At 70.4% G+C, this 15,462-nt stretch carries 17 protein-coding genes; 6 read left to right on the plus strand and 11 right to left on the minus strand.

The genetic code is table 11. The features are described 5' to 3' along the window. Positions 1-269: 269 nt before the first annotated feature. Positions 270-881, plus strand: coding sequence for a nuclear transport factor 2 family protein (locus WG212_RS17135; protein ID WP_337188450.1), 612 nt, complete (start codon positions 270-272; stop codon positions 879-881). Positions 882-947: 66 nt separating this feature from the next. Here WG212_RS17135 and clpX read toward each other — a convergent pair whose 3' ends face one another. Continuing rightward, positions 948-2,210, minus strand: a complete 1,263-nt coding sequence (clpX, locus tag WG212_RS17140) for an ATP-dependent Clp protease ATP-binding subunit ClpX (protein WP_337188328.1) — start codon at positions 2,208-2,210, stop codon at positions 948-950. A 222-nt stretch (positions 2,211-2,432) separates the two neighbouring features. Between clpX and WG212_RS17145 the strand changes: the two genes are divergently transcribed. After that, a complete protein-coding gene (locus tag WG212_RS17145) occupies positions 2,433-3,110 on the plus strand; it encodes an HAD-IB family hydrolase (RefSeq protein WP_337188329.1) in 678 nt (225 codons plus the stop codon). A 133-nt stretch (positions 3,111-3,243) separates the two neighbouring features. Here WG212_RS17145 and WG212_RS17150 read toward each other — a convergent pair whose 3' ends face one another. From WG212_RS17150 to ndk, 4 genes are all read right to left on the minus strand, one after another. Next, on the minus strand, positions 3,244-3,861 hold the full coding sequence (locus WG212_RS17150; RefSeq protein ID WP_293383138.1) for an ATP-dependent Clp protease proteolytic subunit: 618 nt from the start codon (positions 3,859-3,861) through the stop codon (positions 3,244-3,246). Positions 3,862-3,962: 101 nt separating this feature from the next. Then, entirely contained in the window at positions 3,963-4,601 is a 639-nt protein-coding gene (locus tag WG212_RS17155; RefSeq protein ID WP_337188330.1) for a DsbA family protein, read from the minus strand. A gap of 88 nt (positions 4,602-4,689) precedes the next feature. Then, a complete protein-coding gene (locus WG212_RS17160) occupies positions 4,690-5,055 on the minus strand; it encodes a DUF6481 family protein (protein WP_337188331.1) in 366 nt (121 codons plus the stop codon). 71 nt (positions 5,056-5,126) lie between these two features. Further along, a complete protein-coding gene (gene ndk, locus WG212_RS17165) occupies positions 5,127-5,546 on the minus strand; it encodes a nucleoside-diphosphate kinase (protein WP_337188332.1) in 420 nt (139 codons plus the stop codon). A 155-nt stretch (positions 5,547-5,701) separates the two neighbouring features. Here ndk and WG212_RS17170 point away from each other — a divergent pair, with 155 nt between their 5' ends. Continuing rightward, entirely contained in the window at positions 5,702-7,579 is a 1,878-nt protein-coding gene (locus WG212_RS17170; protein ID WP_337188333.1) for an ABC-F family ATP-binding cassette domain-containing protein, read from the plus strand. Here WG212_RS17170 and WG212_RS17175 read toward each other — a convergent pair. From WG212_RS17175 to WG212_RS17185, 3 genes are all read right to left on the minus strand, one after another. Then, complete coding sequence (locus WG212_RS17175; protein WP_337188334.1) at positions 7,572-7,856, minus strand: hypothetical protein; 285 nt, start codon at positions 7,854-7,856, stop codon at positions 7,572-7,574. The two genes, WG212_RS17170 and WG212_RS17175, sit on opposite strands and share 8 nt — an antisense overlap. Positions 7,857-7,927: 71 nt before the next feature. Then, entirely contained in the window at positions 7,928-8,245 is a 318-nt protein-coding gene (locus WG212_RS17180; RefSeq protein ID WP_337188335.1) for a polyhydroxyalkanoic acid system family protein, read from the minus strand. Positions 8,246-8,288: 43 nt separating this feature from the next. After that, positions 8,289-8,834, minus strand: a complete 546-nt coding sequence (locus tag WG212_RS17185; RefSeq protein ID WP_337188336.1) for a BON domain-containing protein — start codon at positions 8,832-8,834, stop codon at positions 8,289-8,291. A 134-nt stretch (positions 8,835-8,968) separates the two neighbouring features. On the opposite strand from WG212_RS17185, the gene WG212_RS17190 reads away from it, so the two are divergent. Both WG212_RS17190 and WG212_RS17195 read left to right on the plus strand, forming a co-directional pair. Beyond that, positions 8,969-10,003 (plus strand): lysylphosphatidylglycerol synthase domain-containing protein, encoded by a 1,035-nt coding sequence (locus WG212_RS17190; RefSeq protein ID WP_337188337.1) that lies wholly within the window; start codon positions 8,969-8,971, stop codon positions 10,001-10,003. 209 nt (positions 10,004-10,212) lie between these two features. Next, positions 10,213-11,043 carry an HAD family hydrolase gene (locus WG212_RS17195; protein WP_337188338.1) on the plus strand — a complete coding sequence of 277 codons (831 nt, stop codon included), beginning with the start codon at positions 10,213-10,215 and terminating at the stop codon, positions 11,041-11,043. Between the two features lie 201 nt (positions 11,044-11,244). Here the strand turns inward: WG212_RS17195 and WG212_RS17200 are convergent, their stop codons facing one another. The 3 genes from WG212_RS17200 to WG212_RS17210 form a co-directional block, all read right to left on the minus strand. Then, positions 11,245-12,669 (minus strand): NAD(P)H-hydrate dehydratase, encoded by a 1,425-nt coding sequence (locus tag WG212_RS17200; protein WP_337188451.1) that lies wholly within the window; start codon positions 12,667-12,669, stop codon positions 11,245-11,247. Positions 12,670-12,743: 74 nt separating this feature from the next. Beyond that, complete coding sequence (locus tag WG212_RS17205) at positions 12,744-13,313, minus strand: histidine phosphatase family protein (protein ID WP_337188339.1); 570 nt, start codon at positions 13,311-13,313, stop codon at positions 12,744-12,746. Positions 13,314-13,318: 5 nt separating this feature from the next. Continuing rightward, positions 13,319-14,857, minus strand: a complete 1,539-nt coding sequence (locus WG212_RS17210) for an acetyl-CoA acetyltransferase (RefSeq protein ID WP_337188340.1) — start codon at positions 14,855-14,857, stop codon at positions 13,319-13,321. A gap of 254 nt (positions 14,858-15,111) precedes the next feature. Between WG212_RS17210 and WG212_RS17215 the strand changes: the two genes are divergently transcribed. Further along, on the plus strand, positions 15,112-15,450 hold the full coding sequence (locus tag WG212_RS17215) for a P-II family nitrogen regulator (RefSeq protein WP_337188341.1): 339 nt from the start codon (positions 15,112-15,114) through the stop codon (positions 15,448-15,450). Positions 15,451-15,462: the final 12 nt, after the last annotated feature.

Raw genomic sequence — 15,462 nt, forward strand, 5'->3', positions numbered from 1 at the left:
TCGACGCTTTATGTGGACGGTTTCCCCGGGCTTTCAAGCTCGACAGGACCCCGGCGCGACATTGGGTCTCTCATATGGCCCCTCCTCGCCGCTCGGGCGCGGCGGAGAGGCGGCCGCCGCCTTTCCCTCGATGAGCCCCGCCGCTGGCCGGCCGGCGCGCCCCGCCTGGACGACGTCAGGGTTATCGTTCGCCCCGAACGCTGGCACTACCCCCGTTCACGAAGGCGCCGGCGAGGCGCCGGCCCGATCCCCCACCGCAGGTGAAACACATGATCGACGATGTTGGGGCCCGACTCGGCGAATTCGAGGATCGCCGGAAGATCGCCGATCTGATCCTGGACTACTGCCGCGGCGTCGATCGCTGCGACGACGCGCTCCTGCGCTCCACCTACTGGCCCGACGCCGTCGACGACCACGGCGCCGGGGACCGGCCGGCGATGGCCTTCTGCGATCGTGTTCTGCCGACGCTGCGCGAACACTGCCTGGCCACCATGCATCTCGTGGCGAATTCGCGTGTCACCCTCCATGGCGACCGGGCGTTCGCGGAGACCTATGTCGTCGGTCGCCACTATCTCGGGTCGGCGCGGAGCCTTGAGGTGTTCGTCGGATCGGCGGCCGCCGAGGCGATCCTCGGCGCGTTCCCGGCGCCGACACGGGACGCTCCCTTCGAGTATCACGCGGGCGGGCGGTATCTCGACCGGATCGAGAGGCGCGACGGCGAATGGCGGTTTTCGCACCGCCGACTGGTGTTCGACTGGACCGAAGCCCACCCGGCCTCCCCGGCGCTGCTCGTCGACATCGGCAGGACCCCTGGCCGCCGCGATCCATCGGACGCGTCGTATGCGCTGTTCGCCTCGTCCGGTCCGGGCGGAGCGCGTTAGACGGGAGCCCTCGCCGCCCGCTCCGGCCGATCGGCCACGAGCATGGCTTGGCGCCTCAGGTCGGCCTCAGGCCGCCCCGCCCTTGTCCCGACGCTCGGCGTAGATGATCAGCGGCTGCGCCCGGCCTTCGATGACCTCGGCGTTGACCACGACCTCCTCGACGCCGTCGTAGGTGGGCAGTTCGTACATCGTGTCGAGCAGCACGCCTTCCAGGATCGAACGGAGGCCGCGCGCGCCGGTCTTGCGCTGGATGGCCTTGCGGGCCACCGCCATCAGCGCGTCGTCGGTGAAGGTGAGGCCCACGTTCTCCATCTCGAAGAGGCGGGCGTACTGCTTCACGAACGCGTTCTTGGGCTCGGTGAGGATCTTCACGAGCGCCTTGTCGTCGAGGTCGTCCAGCGTCGCGATCACCGGCAGGCGGCCGATGAACTCGGGGATCAGGCCGAAGCGCAGCAGGTCGTCGGGCTCGACCTGGCGGAAGATCTCGCCCGTGCGGCGCTCGTCGGGATCGGAGACCTTGGCGCCGAAGCCCACGCTGGTGCCCTGGCCGCGCGCCGAGATGATCTTCTCGAGGCCCGCGAACGCGCCGCCGCAGATGAACAGGATGTTGGTGGTGTCGACCTGCAGGAACTCCTGCTGCGGATGCTTGCGCCCGCCCTGCGGCGGCACCGAGGCGACGGTGCCCTCCATGATCTTCAGCAGCGCCTGCTGGACGCCCTCGCCCGACACGTCGCGGGTGATCGAGGGGTTGTCCGACTTGCGGCTGATCTTGTCGACCTCGTCGATGTAGACGATGCCACGCTGGGCCCGCTCGACGTTGTAGTCGGCGGCCTGGAGCAGCTTCAGGATGATGTTCTCGACGTCCTCGCCGACGTAGCCGGCTTCGGTCAGCGTCGTGGCGTCGGCCACGGTGAACGGCACGTCGATGATTCGGGCCAGCGTCTGGGCCAGCAGGGTCTTGCCCGTGCCGGTGGGGCCGATCAGCAGGATGTTGGCCTTGCCCAGCTCGACGTCGTTGTTCTTCGTCGCGTGGTTCAGGCGCTTGTAGTGGTTGTGGACCGCGACCGAGAGGACCTTCTTGGCGTGGTCCTGGCCGATCACGTAATCGTCGAGGACTTCCCGGATCTCCTTCGGAGTCGGGACGCCGTCCTTGGACTTCACGAACGAGATCTTGTGCTCTTCGCGGATGATGTCCATGCACAGTTCGACGCATTCATCACAGATGAACACGGTCGGGCCCGCGATGAGCTTGCGGACTTCGTGCTGGCTCTTGCCGCAGAAAGAGCAATACAGGGTGCTCTTCGAATCTCCGCTGGCGGCCTTGGTCATGGTCTCATCTCACTCTGTCGACGAAATCGTCCGGTCGTCTGGCCGGTTTCGCCCCGGGGCCTGTGCGCCCTGACGTTGCAGGATACGCGCCGCGGGTTGTCCAAGTCTTGACATTCCCCGATCCGCGCCGGGATCACAAGCCTTCGCTCGCGGGAGCGACAATGTGCGGCGCGGCGCGCGGACCTTGTGCGCCGCCGCTTACCAAATGGGAAACGGCCCGAAATGGCGCAAGATGGTGAGGCGACGGCCGGTTCCGGGGCAGGCTCGGGGGCCTCGCCCGGGGTCGGCTCTGGGGCGGGTCCGGGCCCGCCGATCGTCGCCTTCGACTTCGACGGCACGCTGACGATCCGCGACAGCTACACGGCCTTCCTGAAGTGGCGCACGCCGGCGGCGGTGTGGTGGATGGGCGGGCTGCGGCTGATCCCGGCGGGGCTGGCCTATCTGTTCCACCACGACCGCGGCCGCATCAAGGCCGCGGCCACCCGGGTCTATCTCGGCGGCGTGGCGCGCGAACGGCTGGAGGCGGACGCCCGCCGCTTCGCCGAACTCCACTCCCGCAGCCTCCTGCGCCCCGACGCGGTCGGCGCCTGGAAGCGCTGGCGCAAGGAGCGGGTGCGGCTGGTGATCGTGACCGCCTCGCCCGACGTGGTGGTGGCGCCGTTCGCCCGGGGCCTGGGCGCCGACGACCTCCTGGGCACCCCCCTCGCCTACGACGAGCGCGGGCGGGTGACCGGCGCCTTCGCCGGACCCAACTGCCGCGGCGCGGAGAAAGTGGTCCGCCTGCGGATGGCCTACGGGGAGACGCGCATCCGCGCCGCCTATGGCGACACGTCCGGCGACACCGAGATGCTGGCCGCCGCCGAGGAGCCCTATTTCCGGGTGTTCAAGGGCCGGCCGTAGGCTCCCGACCGCCGCGAAGCGGCGCCTTCAGGAAAACCGCGGAAAACGCGGAAGGCGAAGCTGCGATTCCGCGTCCTTCCGCGTTTTCCGCGGTTGCATGACGGAGCGCCCGCTCGTGCGGAGGCTCGAAGCGTCAGTCCTCGCCGTCGCGCTTTTCCCAGACGTGGTCCACCAGGCCCCAGTCCTTGGCCTCGTGGGCGGTCATGAAGTGGTCGCGGTCCAGGGTCTCCTCGACCACCTCGACCGGCTGGCCGGTGTGCTTGGCGTAGATCTCGTTCAGCCGGCGCTTGGTCTTCAGGATGTCTTCGGCGTGGCGCTGGATGTCGGTGGCCTTGCCCGAGTACCCGCCCGACGGCTGGTGCACCATGATCCGGCTGTTGGGCAGGGCGATCCGCTGGCCCTTCTCGCCGGCCATCAGCAGGAACGATCCCATCGAGGCCGCCATGCCGAGGCAGAGGGTGATCACCGGGCTCTTGATGTACTGCATGGTGTCGTAGATCGCGAGGCCAGACGTCACCACCCCGCCGGGGGAGTTGATGTACATCTGGATCTCCTTCTTGGGGTTCTCGGCCTCCAGGTGCAGGAGTTGCGCGCAGATCAGGCTGGCCATGCCGTCCTCGACCGGACCGGCCAGGAAGATGATCCGGTCCTTCAGGAGACGGGAGAAGATGTCGTAGGCGCGCTCGCCCCGGCTCGTCTGCTCGACGACCATCGGCACGAGGCCAAGGGCGGTGGTCACGGGATCGCGCATCGGAAGTCCTTCTTGAGATCTCGGGGCGGGCCTATGTGCGCCCGCTCGCCTTCGATATCGCGTGCCCCGCCGGGATGCGCAAGGCGGCTCGGCGCCGCGGATCAGGCCGCCATGCCCGCGATCCAGTCGCGCAGCACCGCCAGAACCTGCTCGGGCGGCGAGTAGCCACGGGTGACCACGCCGAAGACGCCCTGCTCGTTCGGCCCGCCCACCAGGGTCGGAAAGCCCTTCACGCCGGCGCGGTGCGAGATCGCGTAGTCGCGCCAGGTCTCCTGCCGGGTCGCCTCCGCCCCCCAGTCGGCCAGGAAGGCGTCGCGGTCCAGGCCGAAGTCGGCGGCGAGGTCGGCCAGCGTCTCGCCCGCGGTGACGTCGCGCCCTTCGGCGTAGAAGGCCCGCTGGACGGCGCCCAGGTAGCGGGCGGCGACCTCGTCGCCCTGGCGGCGCGCCACCACCACGGCGCGGGCGGCGGGATCGGTGTCATAGACGAAGCCGGGGCGTTCCAGAGCCGCGGGGGTGAACGGCAGGCCGGTGGCCTCTTGGACATGGACCCAGTGGCCGACGACGCCCTGCCGGGCCTCGTCCGTCATCGGGGTTTCCGTTCCCGGGCGCAGGCCGCCCATGACGATCCGGATGGGCAGCGCGCGGCCATAGGCCTGCCGGATCTGATCGACCACCGGCGAGAACCCGTAGCACCACGAGCACATCGGGTCCGAGAAGTAGATGAGGTGCGGTTCCGTCATGGCGGCCTCCCGGCGAGCGGCCAGCATCGCAGGCCCGGGCGGATCGGTCACGCCCGGACTTGTCCGACGGACACCGTGAACGCCGGCGTCAGCCGGTGCGGCGCATCTGGGCCTTGAGTTCGCGCTTGGCGCGGGCGGCTTCCTTCTCGGCCGCCTTTCGGGCCTTGCGCTCTTCGCGCTTGAGCTGGAGCATCAGCTCTTCGTCGTTCTCGATCGCCTTGCGACGCTCTTCCTCGGCCTGTTCCTTGGCGAGGCGGGCGGCTTCCTTCTCGGCGACGCGGCGGGCGCGCACTTCCTCGAGCTCCCGGGCCTTCTTCTGGGCGGTGGTCTCGAAGGCGCCTTCAGCGGCCTGGACGGCGGGCTTGGGCTTGAACTTGGCGAGGAGGGCTTTCCGGGCCTCGGCCTGTGCGGCGAGGCGGTCGGAGAAGCCAGGGAGGACCTTGGATTCTCTCATGTTCTCGTTTGCTGTTGAAAAAACTGTGGACCGCCCGGCAGGCGCCGGCGGCCCGGCTCAAGCCGCTCGGTTCAGCCGACGATATCGGCGTCGGTGAAGAACTGGGCGATCTCGATCTTGGCGTTCTCGAGGCTGTCCGAACCGTGGACCGAATTCTCGCCCACGCTCTCGGCGTACAGCTTGCGGATGGTGCCGTCGGCGGCCTGGGCCGGGTTGGTGGCGCCCATCACTTCGCGATAGCGGGCAACGGCGTTGTCGCCTTCCAGGACCTGCACAACCACGGGAGCCGAGGTCATGAACTCGACCAGTTCGCCGTAGAAGGGGCGCTCGGCGTGGACTTCGTAGAACGTCTTCGCCTGGGCCTCGGTCATCCGGATGCGGCGCTGGGCCACGATGCGCAGGCCGGCGTCCTCGATCACCGCATTGACCTTGCCGGTCAGGTTGCGCCGCGTGGCGTCCGGCTTGATGATCGAGAAGGTGCGTTCGGTCATGGGCTCCGCTGGGGCTCGTACGAATATGGGGAGTGGCGCGAGAGGCTCGGCCCATCACGCTTCGGCGGGGTCTATATCGTCAACGCGCGCGCCAACGCAACCCGCAGCGATGACGCACCGCACAACGTCTGCTAGACGCGCGCCGACGGTTTCACATGCTTCAGATCAAAGACCTTGTCCTCGACGCCTGGGGACGCCGCTTCTTCGACCAGGCCACGGTCACGCTGCCCAAGGACGCCAAGGTCGGCCTCGTGGGCCGCAACGGCGTGGGCAAATCCACCCTGTTCAAGGTCATCCTGGGCCAGCTCACGCCGGGCTCGGGCGAGGTCGGCGTGCCGCGGCAGGCGCGAATCGGCTCGGTGGACCAGGAGCATCCCGCCACGCCGGTCAGCCTGCTCGACACCGTGCTGGAGGCCGACGTCGAACGTCACACCCTGCTGGGGCGGCTGGAGACCGCGCCGCCCGAGGAGATGGGCGACATCTATGCCCGCCTGATCGAGATCGACGCCGACCGCGCGCCCTCCCGCGCCGCCGAGATCCTGGCCGGCCTGGGCTTCAGTCAGGCCGACCTCGCCCGGCCGATGGCCGAGTTCTCGGGCGGATGGCGGATGCGCGTGGCGCTGGCCGCCAGCCTGTTCGCCGAGCCCGACCTGCTGCTGCTCGACGAGCCCACCAACTACCTCGACCTGGAGGGCGCCCTCTGGCTGGAGGCGCGGCTGAAGAAGTACCCGCACAACGCCATCGTCATCAGCCACGACCGCGAACTGCTGAACAACTCGGTGGACCACATCCTCCACCTCAAGGACGGCAAGCTGAACCTGTACGCCGGCGGCTACGACAGCTTCGAGCTCCAGCTCACCGAGAAGCTTCGTTTCCAGGAAGCGACGCGGGTGAAGATCGAGGCCCAGCGGGCTCACCTCCAGTCGTTCGTGGACCGCTTCCGCGCGAAGGCGTCGAAGGCGACCCAGGCCCAGTCCCGCCTGAAGATGATCGCCCGGCTGCCTCCCGTGGCCGCGGTGATCGAGGACCGGGTCGTCCCCTTCGTCCTGCCCTCGCCCGACCGGCCCCTGGCCCCGCCGCTGCTGCGGCTGGAGGACGCCGCGGTGGGATATGGCGGCGCCCCGATCCTGAAGAAGCTGAACCTGCGGCTCGACATCGACGACCGCATCGGCCTGCTGGGCGTCAACGGCGCCGGCAAGTCGACGTTCGCCAAGCTGGTGGCCGGGGCGCTGACCACCGAGGCCGGAAAGCTCCACCGCAGCGCGCGCCTCAAGGTGGGCTGGTTCCACCAGCACCAGATCGAGGCGATGGACCCCGACGACACGCCGCTGGAGATCATCCGCCGGGTCATGCCCGAGGCCAGCGAGGCGTCCCGCCGCTCGCGCCTGGCCCAGTACGGCATCGGCTTCGAGAAGTGCGACACCACCGTCGCCAACCTGTCGGGCGGCGAGCGGGCCCGGCTGCTCCTCAACCTCGTGGCGATGGAGGCCCCTCACCTCCTGATCCTCGACGAACCGACCAACCACCTCGACATCGATTCGCGCCGCGCCCTGCTGGACGCGCTGAACGACTACGAGGGCGCGGTGATCCTGATCACCCACGACCGCTCGCTCATGGAACTGGTGGCCGACCGCCTCTGGCTCGCCGCGGACGGCGGCATCCAGCCCTTCGACGGCGACATGGAGGACTATGCGTCCTACGTGCTGGACCGCGCCCGGGCGGCGGCCCGGGCGCCGACGCAGGTGAAGGCCGAGCCGGCGCCCGCGGCCGCGCCGCCGCCACCGCCTCCCAAGGCCCGGGTCCCGACCGGAACCGCCCGTCGCCGCGCCGAGGCCGCCGAGGCGGCGCTCGGAAAGGCGACCGAGATGGTCGCGATCATCGACCGGGCCCTGAGCGACCCGGCCACCTTCACCAACGACGCCGCCAAGGCCACCGAGCTGGGCCGCCGACGCGAGGCGGCCCAGAAGGCCCTGGAAGCGGCCGAACTGGAGTGGGTCGAGGCGCAGGAGGCCTACGAAGCGCTCCTCAGGTGATGTGCTTGGGGCTGATCGGATCGGAACCGGGGAAGGTCTCCTCGATCGCCTCGTCCAGCAGCGCTTCCTGACGATCCTCGGCGGCGGCTTCGCGTTCGGCCATGTGATCCACCTTCTCGCCTTCGCGCAGATGCCTGGCGGGGCGGGACGCCGGCGTCTCGATATGGCGGTGCTCGCCGATCGCCTTGTCGGGGTCGCTGGCCATGTCGGCCGTCGCGCCGCTCGAACCGTGGGTGAACGCGCGCCTGGCCTGTTCTTCGGTCTGCTTACGGGGCATGTCCGGCTCCTCCTGTTTGTCGCCCCGAAAGAACGCCCGGAGCGGTTCCGGGTTGCCTTGGCCGTAGCGCCTCAGGAGCGCTTGGGCCCTTCCAGCAGGACGCGCCCCTCGGCCTGGACCTTGCCGCGGATCTTGTCCGCGAGGAGACCGAGGAGGCCGGGCAGCCGGATCTCCAGGCGCACCTCGTCGTCGGCCACCGTCACGGCGCCCGAAACCTCCTGCCCCACCGCCGTCGCCTGGAAACTGAGGACATCGCCGGCCCAGGCGCTGTCCAGTCGCCCGACCGCGCCGATCTGACGGGTCAGGCCGCCCAGCCCCTCCTCGATGCGCCGGCGCGCCTCGGCGCGGCCGAGCTGGTGCGGGATGTTGACCACGACGGGTTTGCTCATGCGCTCAGATCCCGGAAGGCGTCGCCGCGAGGATGCGGCGGGCTCAGAGGAACGTCCACCGGCCACGCTCACGGACCCGCAGGTTGTTCTGCACGTTCCGCACGCCGTCGATGTCGGCCACATCCTCGATCCGGCGTTTGTCGGCCTTGTGGCGGACCGTGCCGTCGAGGATCACCTCGCCGTCGATCACGTCGACCTCCACGTCCCGGAGGTCGAGCCGCCGCTCGGCGTCCAGCCGCTCGGTGACCACGGCCCACAGCACCCGGTCCGAGGGGCCGTCCCGGCGGCCGCGGCGACGCTCCCACTCCGTCTCGCGGGCGTCTCGCTCCCTGGCGTCTCGCTCCCTGGCGTCTCGCGGGGCGACGTAGCGCGACCCGGGCAGCCCGCCCGCGTACGGCGACCGCCCATCGTCATGGACACGGTAGCCCGAACGCGTGCGGGGATCGTACCCGTACCGTTCGGAATAGTCGGCCTGACCATAGTCGTCGCGATGCGAAGCCCGATCATATCGGGGATCGTCCCGGTCGCGCAGGCGGCGCAGCCGCTCGGCTTCCAGATCGCGTCGATATCCCAACACGTCTTCCCGCATGGCTGTCTCCTTCCTATGTTCGCCCGCCCCGCAATGGGGACGCGAAACGAAACCGGCGCCTTGCGCATCGGTTCCACCCCGGAACCAATGACGGACGCCACCGACAGGCGCGATTCTCCCGACCCGGCAGGACCTTGCTGACCCAAGACCCCCAAATCCGGCCGGGCGAAAGGCCCGACGATCTCGAGGAGGAGCTGGCCGCCGCCCTGCCCGAGACCCAGGGCTCGCGCTTCTTCCCCATGCTGCGCCGGCTGGCCTGGCACCTGCTGGCCTTCCTGCTGCTGGCGGCCGCCGCCTACATCCTGTGGCGGGAGTTCCACGAGATCCGGCTTTCGGACGTGACGGCCGCCATCCGCGCCTGGGGCTGGGACTCCACGATCCTGGCCATCCTGTTCTCGGCCTTCAGCTTCGCCCTCATGGGCCTGGTGGAATGGATGGGCATGCGGTGGGTGGGCTCGAAGGTCCCGCCCGGCCAGGCCTTCGCGGGCGGCTTCATCGCCTGCGCGCTGTCGCACAGCCTGGGCGCCAACCTGCTGGTCTCGGGCGCCGTGCGGGCGCGCTTCTACGCCAAGCACAACGTGCCGCTGCGCCAGGTGGCGGCGATCACGCTGTTCAACAGCTTCACCTTCACCGTCGGGCTGTCCTTCCTCGCGGGGTTCAGCCTGATCCTCGCGGGCCGCAACGACATCGCCACCGTCTCGCGGATCGCCACGCCCGTGGCCGACTCCCTGGGCGCGCTGCTCCTGCTGGGGGTGGCGTCCTATCTCGTGCTCTGCGGCGTGCTGCACCGGCCGATCCGCGCCTTCGGCCACACCGTGCGGTTGCCGTCGCTGAAGATGGCGTTCACCCAGCTCGGCATCGGCACGGTGGACAATGCGATGGCCGCGGCGATCATCTGGGTGCTGCTGCCCGACGGCGCGGTCAGCTACTTCACCTTCGTCGGCGCCTATGCGCCCTCGGTCGCCATCGGCCTGATCTCGCACGTGCCGGGCGGCGTGGGGGTCTTCGAGGGCACGCTCTCCACCCTGCTGCGGGGCATAAATCCCGCCGGCCTGGCCGCGGCTTTCCTGGGCTACCGCCTGTTCTTCTTCCTGATCCCGCTGCTGATCGCAGGCCTCGCGCTGGCCGCCGACACGGTGCAGGAGCGGACCCGGCGAAAGGCGGCCTGAGACGCGCCCAAACGACGCTCCCCGGGCCTGCATCCGCCGTTCGGCCCGGGCCGTATCTCCCAGGTCCGAGCATCTCCCAACACCAGCGGACAGTTACGCGGCGACGGTCCTGTTCCCCGACACCCGTCGCCGTCAGCCCCGGCCCCCGCCTCCCGTCGCGGGGCCGGGGCGACCCTTTCCGCCCTCTCCCGCAAGCGCTACTGCAAGGCATGAGCCGTCCCCTCGCCGTCTTCGCCTACGACTTCGACGGCACGCTCGCGCCGGGCAACATGCAGGAACACGCCTTCATCCCGGACGAACTGGGGATGGACCACGCCGAGTTCTGGCGCGAGACCACGCGCCTCGCCCGCGAGCAGCGGGGCGACGGCATCCTGGCCTACATGCACCTGATGCTGGCCAAGGCGCGCGAGAAGGGCCTCGAGCTCAGCCTGGAGAGCTGGCGCCGACGCGGCGCGGATCTGCGCCTCTTCCCCGGGGTCGAGCAGTGGTTCGCGCGCCAGAACGCACGGGCCGACGCCCTGGGCCTCGACCTGCGCCACTTCATCATCTCGTCCGGCAACCGGGAACTGATCGAGGGCTCGCCCATCGCCGGCTGGTTCGACCGGATCTACGCCTCGGGCTTCATGTTCGACGGCGACGGCGACGCCATCGGGATCGCGCTGGCCATCAACTACACGGGCAAGACCCAGTACCTCTTCCGCATCAACAAGTGGACGTTGGACGAGTGGGACACCGACGGGGTCAACGAGGTCCAGGCCCAGCAGCGCCGGCCGGTGCCCTTCGGCCGCATCGCCTTCTTCGGGGACGGCCTCACCGACATCCCGGTGATGCGGGTGATGACCGACCACGGCGGCCACCCGGTCGCCGTCTACGATCCCGAGCGCCCGATCACCGAGGCCGCGGCCGCCAAGCTGCTGCGCGACGGCCGCGCCCGCCTGGCGGCGCCGGGCGACTACCGGGAAGGGGCGGCCCTCGACGTCCTGGCCCTGGAGATCCTCGAAGACATGGCCCGGGGCGTCAGCGGCGAGCTGTTCCTGTAGAAACCGCCGTTCTCAGGGGTCCACGAAGCGGGGCGGATGAAGGGTCGCAGAAGCCTTTCCATGCCCTGGGGCGCGCAGCGCCGAAGGAATCGGCCGCGGACGACGCCGACGGGCGCGGACGTTCAGCAGACGCGATCCCTTCCGCGTTTTCCGCGGGTCCCATAGCGCCTGCGGCGCGCGCGGAGCCGACAGCCTCGACGCTCACCGCTCGTCGTAGAGCCGCCGAAGCACGGCCGGCGCGAGGCCCGGCAGGTCCTCCGAGATCAGGCCCGGGCCGTGCAGCTCGGCCGCCTCGGCGTGGATCCAGGCGGCCGCGCAGGCGGCCTCGAAGCTCTCCATGCCCTGGCTCACCAGCCCGCCGATGAAGCCGGCCAGCACATCGCCCGAACCGGCGGTGGCCAGCCAAGGCGAGCCGTTGACGTTCACCGCCGCGCGGCCGTCAGGCGCGGCCACCACCGTGTCTGCGCCCTTCAGCAGCACCACCGCCCCCGCCTTCTCCGCCGCCCGCCGGGCCGCCGTCAGCCGCTCGGGCGCGGCCTTCAGTACGCCGGGGAACAGGCGGTCGAACTCGCCCGGGTGCGGCGTCAGGACGTCGTCCCGGTCCAGCACCGAGAACAGCTCCTCGGGATCGTCCCGGAAGACGGTGATGGCGTCGGCGTCGATCACCAGCGCCGCCCCCGTCCGCGCCAGGGCCAGCACGTTCAGCAGGGTCGTCTCATTGACGCCCGCCGCCGGCCCGATGATCGCCGCGTCGGCCTCGTCGGCCGCCTGCTCCAGCTCCAGGTCGGTCTCGAACGGCCGCAGCATCACCGCCTCCAGGTGGGCGGCGTTGGGCGCCAGCGCCTCGGGGTTGGCGTACATCGTGACGAGGCCCGCCCCGATCCGCAGTCCGGCCCGCGCCGAGAGCCGCGCCGCGCCCGTGTTCCAGGCGTCGCCGCTCACCACGATCAGGCGCCCGCGCGAATGCTTGTGCGAGACCGCGCGCGGCCACGGGAAGCGCGGCAGCCAGAGCTCGGGACCGTTCTCGACCATGGGCGAAGGGGTCGGTCCAAGGCCGATGTCGGCCACCACCACCTCGCCGCAGAGGTCACGGCCGGGCTCCAGCACATGGGCCGGCTTGCGCGCGTGGAACGTGACGGTCAGTCCGGCGCAGAACGCGGGCCCCGCCGGCTGGCCCGTGTCGCCCGGCACGCCGCTGGGCGTGTCGACGGCCACCACGCGCTCGGGCGCGCCCGCCAGCGCCGTCGCCGCCTGGGCCGCCGGGCCGTCCAGCGGTCGCGCCAGCCCCGCCCCGAACAGGGCGTCGACCACGAGGCCCTCGCCCCAGCTCTCGGCGAGCCGCGCGTCGAGCGGCGCCGCCGGTCCGTCCCAGCGCGCGGCCATCGCCTTCGCGGCGGGCGTCGCCGGCTCGCCCAGCGTACGGACCTCCACCGGCCAACCCTGGCGCCTCAGCAGCCGGGCCACGACGTAGCCGTCCCCGCCGTTGTCGCCCGGCCCGCACAGGACGGTGACGGGCTGGGCCTCGAAGCGGCGCACGATGGCCTCGGCCACCGCCGCCCCGGCCCGCTCCATAAGTTCGATCCCGGGCGCGCCCGCCGCGATGGCCGCGCGGTCGGCCGCGGCCATCTCCGCGACCGTCAGGATCGGCCGGCCCCGGGGACCGGAGCCCTGGAGACCGGAGCCCTGGAGCACATGGCCGGTCAAAGCACGTTCGTCGCCGCTTCGGCGCCCGTCTCCACGAGCCGGACCGTCGTCCCGTCGGTCTCGAGGACGGTGATCGAGCAATGGTCGGGCCGGAACGCCAGCACCCGGTCCATGCCCATCAACCGCGAGACGGCCGCGTTGATCGCCACATAGTGGGAGAAGACGGCCGTGTTCCCCCGCGCCGCCAGCGAGGCCACGATGTCGCCGCGCCAAGCGTCATAGTCCCTGTCGCCCGGAATGGCCTGCCAGGTCCCCTGGAAGGCGCCGCGCAGCCATCCGGGGCGTTCCTCGGCCGAGAGCGCCACGGGCGTCGGGATCTCGCCGACGACAGGATCGACCTCCACGGCCACGCCCAGCGACTCGGCGGTCGGGATCGCGGTCTCGCGGCAGCGGCGTAGCGGGGAACTGACCACCAGGCGGGGCCGCTCGACCTCCGGCCGCGACAAAAGCCAGTCGCGCGCCGCCTCGGCCTGGCCCCGGCCCGTCTCGTCCAGCCCCGGATCGTCGTCGTGCCCGCCCCAGGTGGAGGAAGGCCGACCATGCCGGATCAGGTAGAGACGCGCCATGAGGATCAATCCGGAGTGAACAGGTTGCGGCCCTCCTTCTGGCCCACAGTTCCCGTCCGGCCAACCTGTTCCTGCGTCTCCATCCCCGCCAGCGTCGCGGGATCCGCCGGCGTGTGCGCGGCGAAGCGGCGCCCGTTCGCGTCGCGGCCCACCACGATGCCCAGGAACGGTCCCTCGCGCTTGTGGACCACCGTGTAGGTCTCGACGACGGCCCTTCCCTCGGGCGTCTCGACCACCTCGGGATGCGGCATGGCGTCGATCTCGCGCTGGATCACCGCCGGGTCCTGGCGCTCGAAGGGGCGCGACGGCGGCGTGGTGGAATAGACGCCGGTCGACTGCTTGGTCAGGTACCAGCCGTTGGCGGTGACCAGGCCGTAGGTCCCCGACTTCGCCCGCAGCAGCCCCATCATCGTGGCCACCGAATGCATGGGATAGTTGTTTCCCGGGCCGCCCATGTACGGCAGGCCGCCGGTCACGGTGAACCCCCGCGGGTCGTCCAGAGGCAGGCCCAGTTCCTCGGCCCCGATCTCCACCGCGACGGGGAAGCAGGAATAGAGGTCGATGTGGTCGATGCGGTCGAGGCCCACGCCGGCCATCTCCAGCGCGCGCCGGCCCGTCAGGCGCATGGCCGGGCTGGAGTGGAAGTCCCGGCGCTCCAGCACATGCCACAGGTCGTTCGCGTCGGCGCAACCGTGGAGATAGACCCAGCGATCCTCGGGCACGCCCAGTTCACGGGCCGCCTTCACGCTGGCCAGGATCACCGCCGCCGACTGGTCCACCTCCATGATGGCGTTCAGCAGCTTCGGGTACGGGAAGCCGATCATCCGGTTCTTCTCGGTGACCGTGACCAGTTCCTCGGGCGTGCGGCGGATCGGGAACCAGGCCTCGGGGTTGCCGGCCGCCACCTCGGTGAACCGCGAGAACAGCCGGCCCAGCCGCGCCTGGTGGTCGGCGATCGAGCGGCCGTCCCGAGCCCGCAGCGCATTCTCGAACAGCGGATAGACGTTAATCGGCCGGTTCAGGCCGTAACGCGCCTCGTAGGGCGAGTTCCCCGGCCGAGGATCGCCGATGCGGGGCGGCGGATCCAGGCTCTCGTCCTCCACCGCGGCCCAGTCGTCGAACGGCAGCCCCCGGGCCAGCCGCTTCATGGTCGAGCCCAGGAACTCGCAGCCCACGGCCAGCGCCACCCCGGTCTCGCCGCGGGCGATCCGCTCGGCCAGGACGTTGATCATGTATTGGGGGGTGTTGCCGCCCATCTCGGAGTAGGCCGCCCAGCGAGGCGCCGCGCCCAGCATCGCCGAGAGCTGGGCCGGCGGGTTGCTGGAATGCGGGATCGCGCCCTGTTTCGATCCCGCCGCGTCGATGCTGTAGCCTGCCACCGCCACCGCATCGGCCCGCGCCAGGGCGTCGGCGCCCAGGCCCGCGTCGGTCGCCGCGCGTTCCGCCGCAATCTTCAGCAAAGTGGTGGGCGATGGCGATGACGCCGGATCGCCGCGATAGGTGAATTGACCCGCCCCGATGAGCACAGGGGTCCGTTCGTCCATGGTCCAGCCGCCTCCCAAACGCCTTTGGCCACTCTCCGGGCCGGCGAACCCGCCGCAGCGGGCCGTTTTCCGACATGATCAGTTTTTGATCTTGTGGCGCCTGATTTCCAGGCGCCCGATCAGTTTCCCAGCCGGCCGCAGCGGCAGGCAAACGAAGCCGGCTTGTGGCCGCCGCCCGGCGCGTGCTGGTTCGCCGCCGACCGCCGGGCGCGTCCCAGTCGGACCAGGCCGGCCGCGAGTACGAAGACGGGTGCATGAAAAAGATCGAAGCCATCATCAAGCCGTTCAAGCTCGACGAAGTGAAGGAGGCCCTGCAGGACCTGGGCGTCCAGGGCATGACGGTCATCGAGGCCAAGGGCTACGGCCGCCAGAAGGGGCAGACGGAGCTGTACCGCGGCGCAGAGTACGTCGTGGACTTCCTGCCCAAGATCAAGATCGAGGTCGTCGTCGCCGACGATCAGGTCGATCGCGCGCTCGAGGCCATCGCCGCGGCCGCCCGCACAGGCCGGATCGGCGACGGCAAGATCTTCGTGTCCGACGTCCTGGACGTCGTGCGCATCCGCACCGGCGAGACCGGCTCGGTCGCCGTCTGATCAACGAACTGT

The organism is Phenylobacterium sp., assembly GCF_037189685.1.
In the GTDB taxonomy this organism is placed as follows: domain Bacteria; phylum Pseudomonadota; class Alphaproteobacteria; order Caulobacterales; family Caulobacteraceae; genus Phenylobacterium.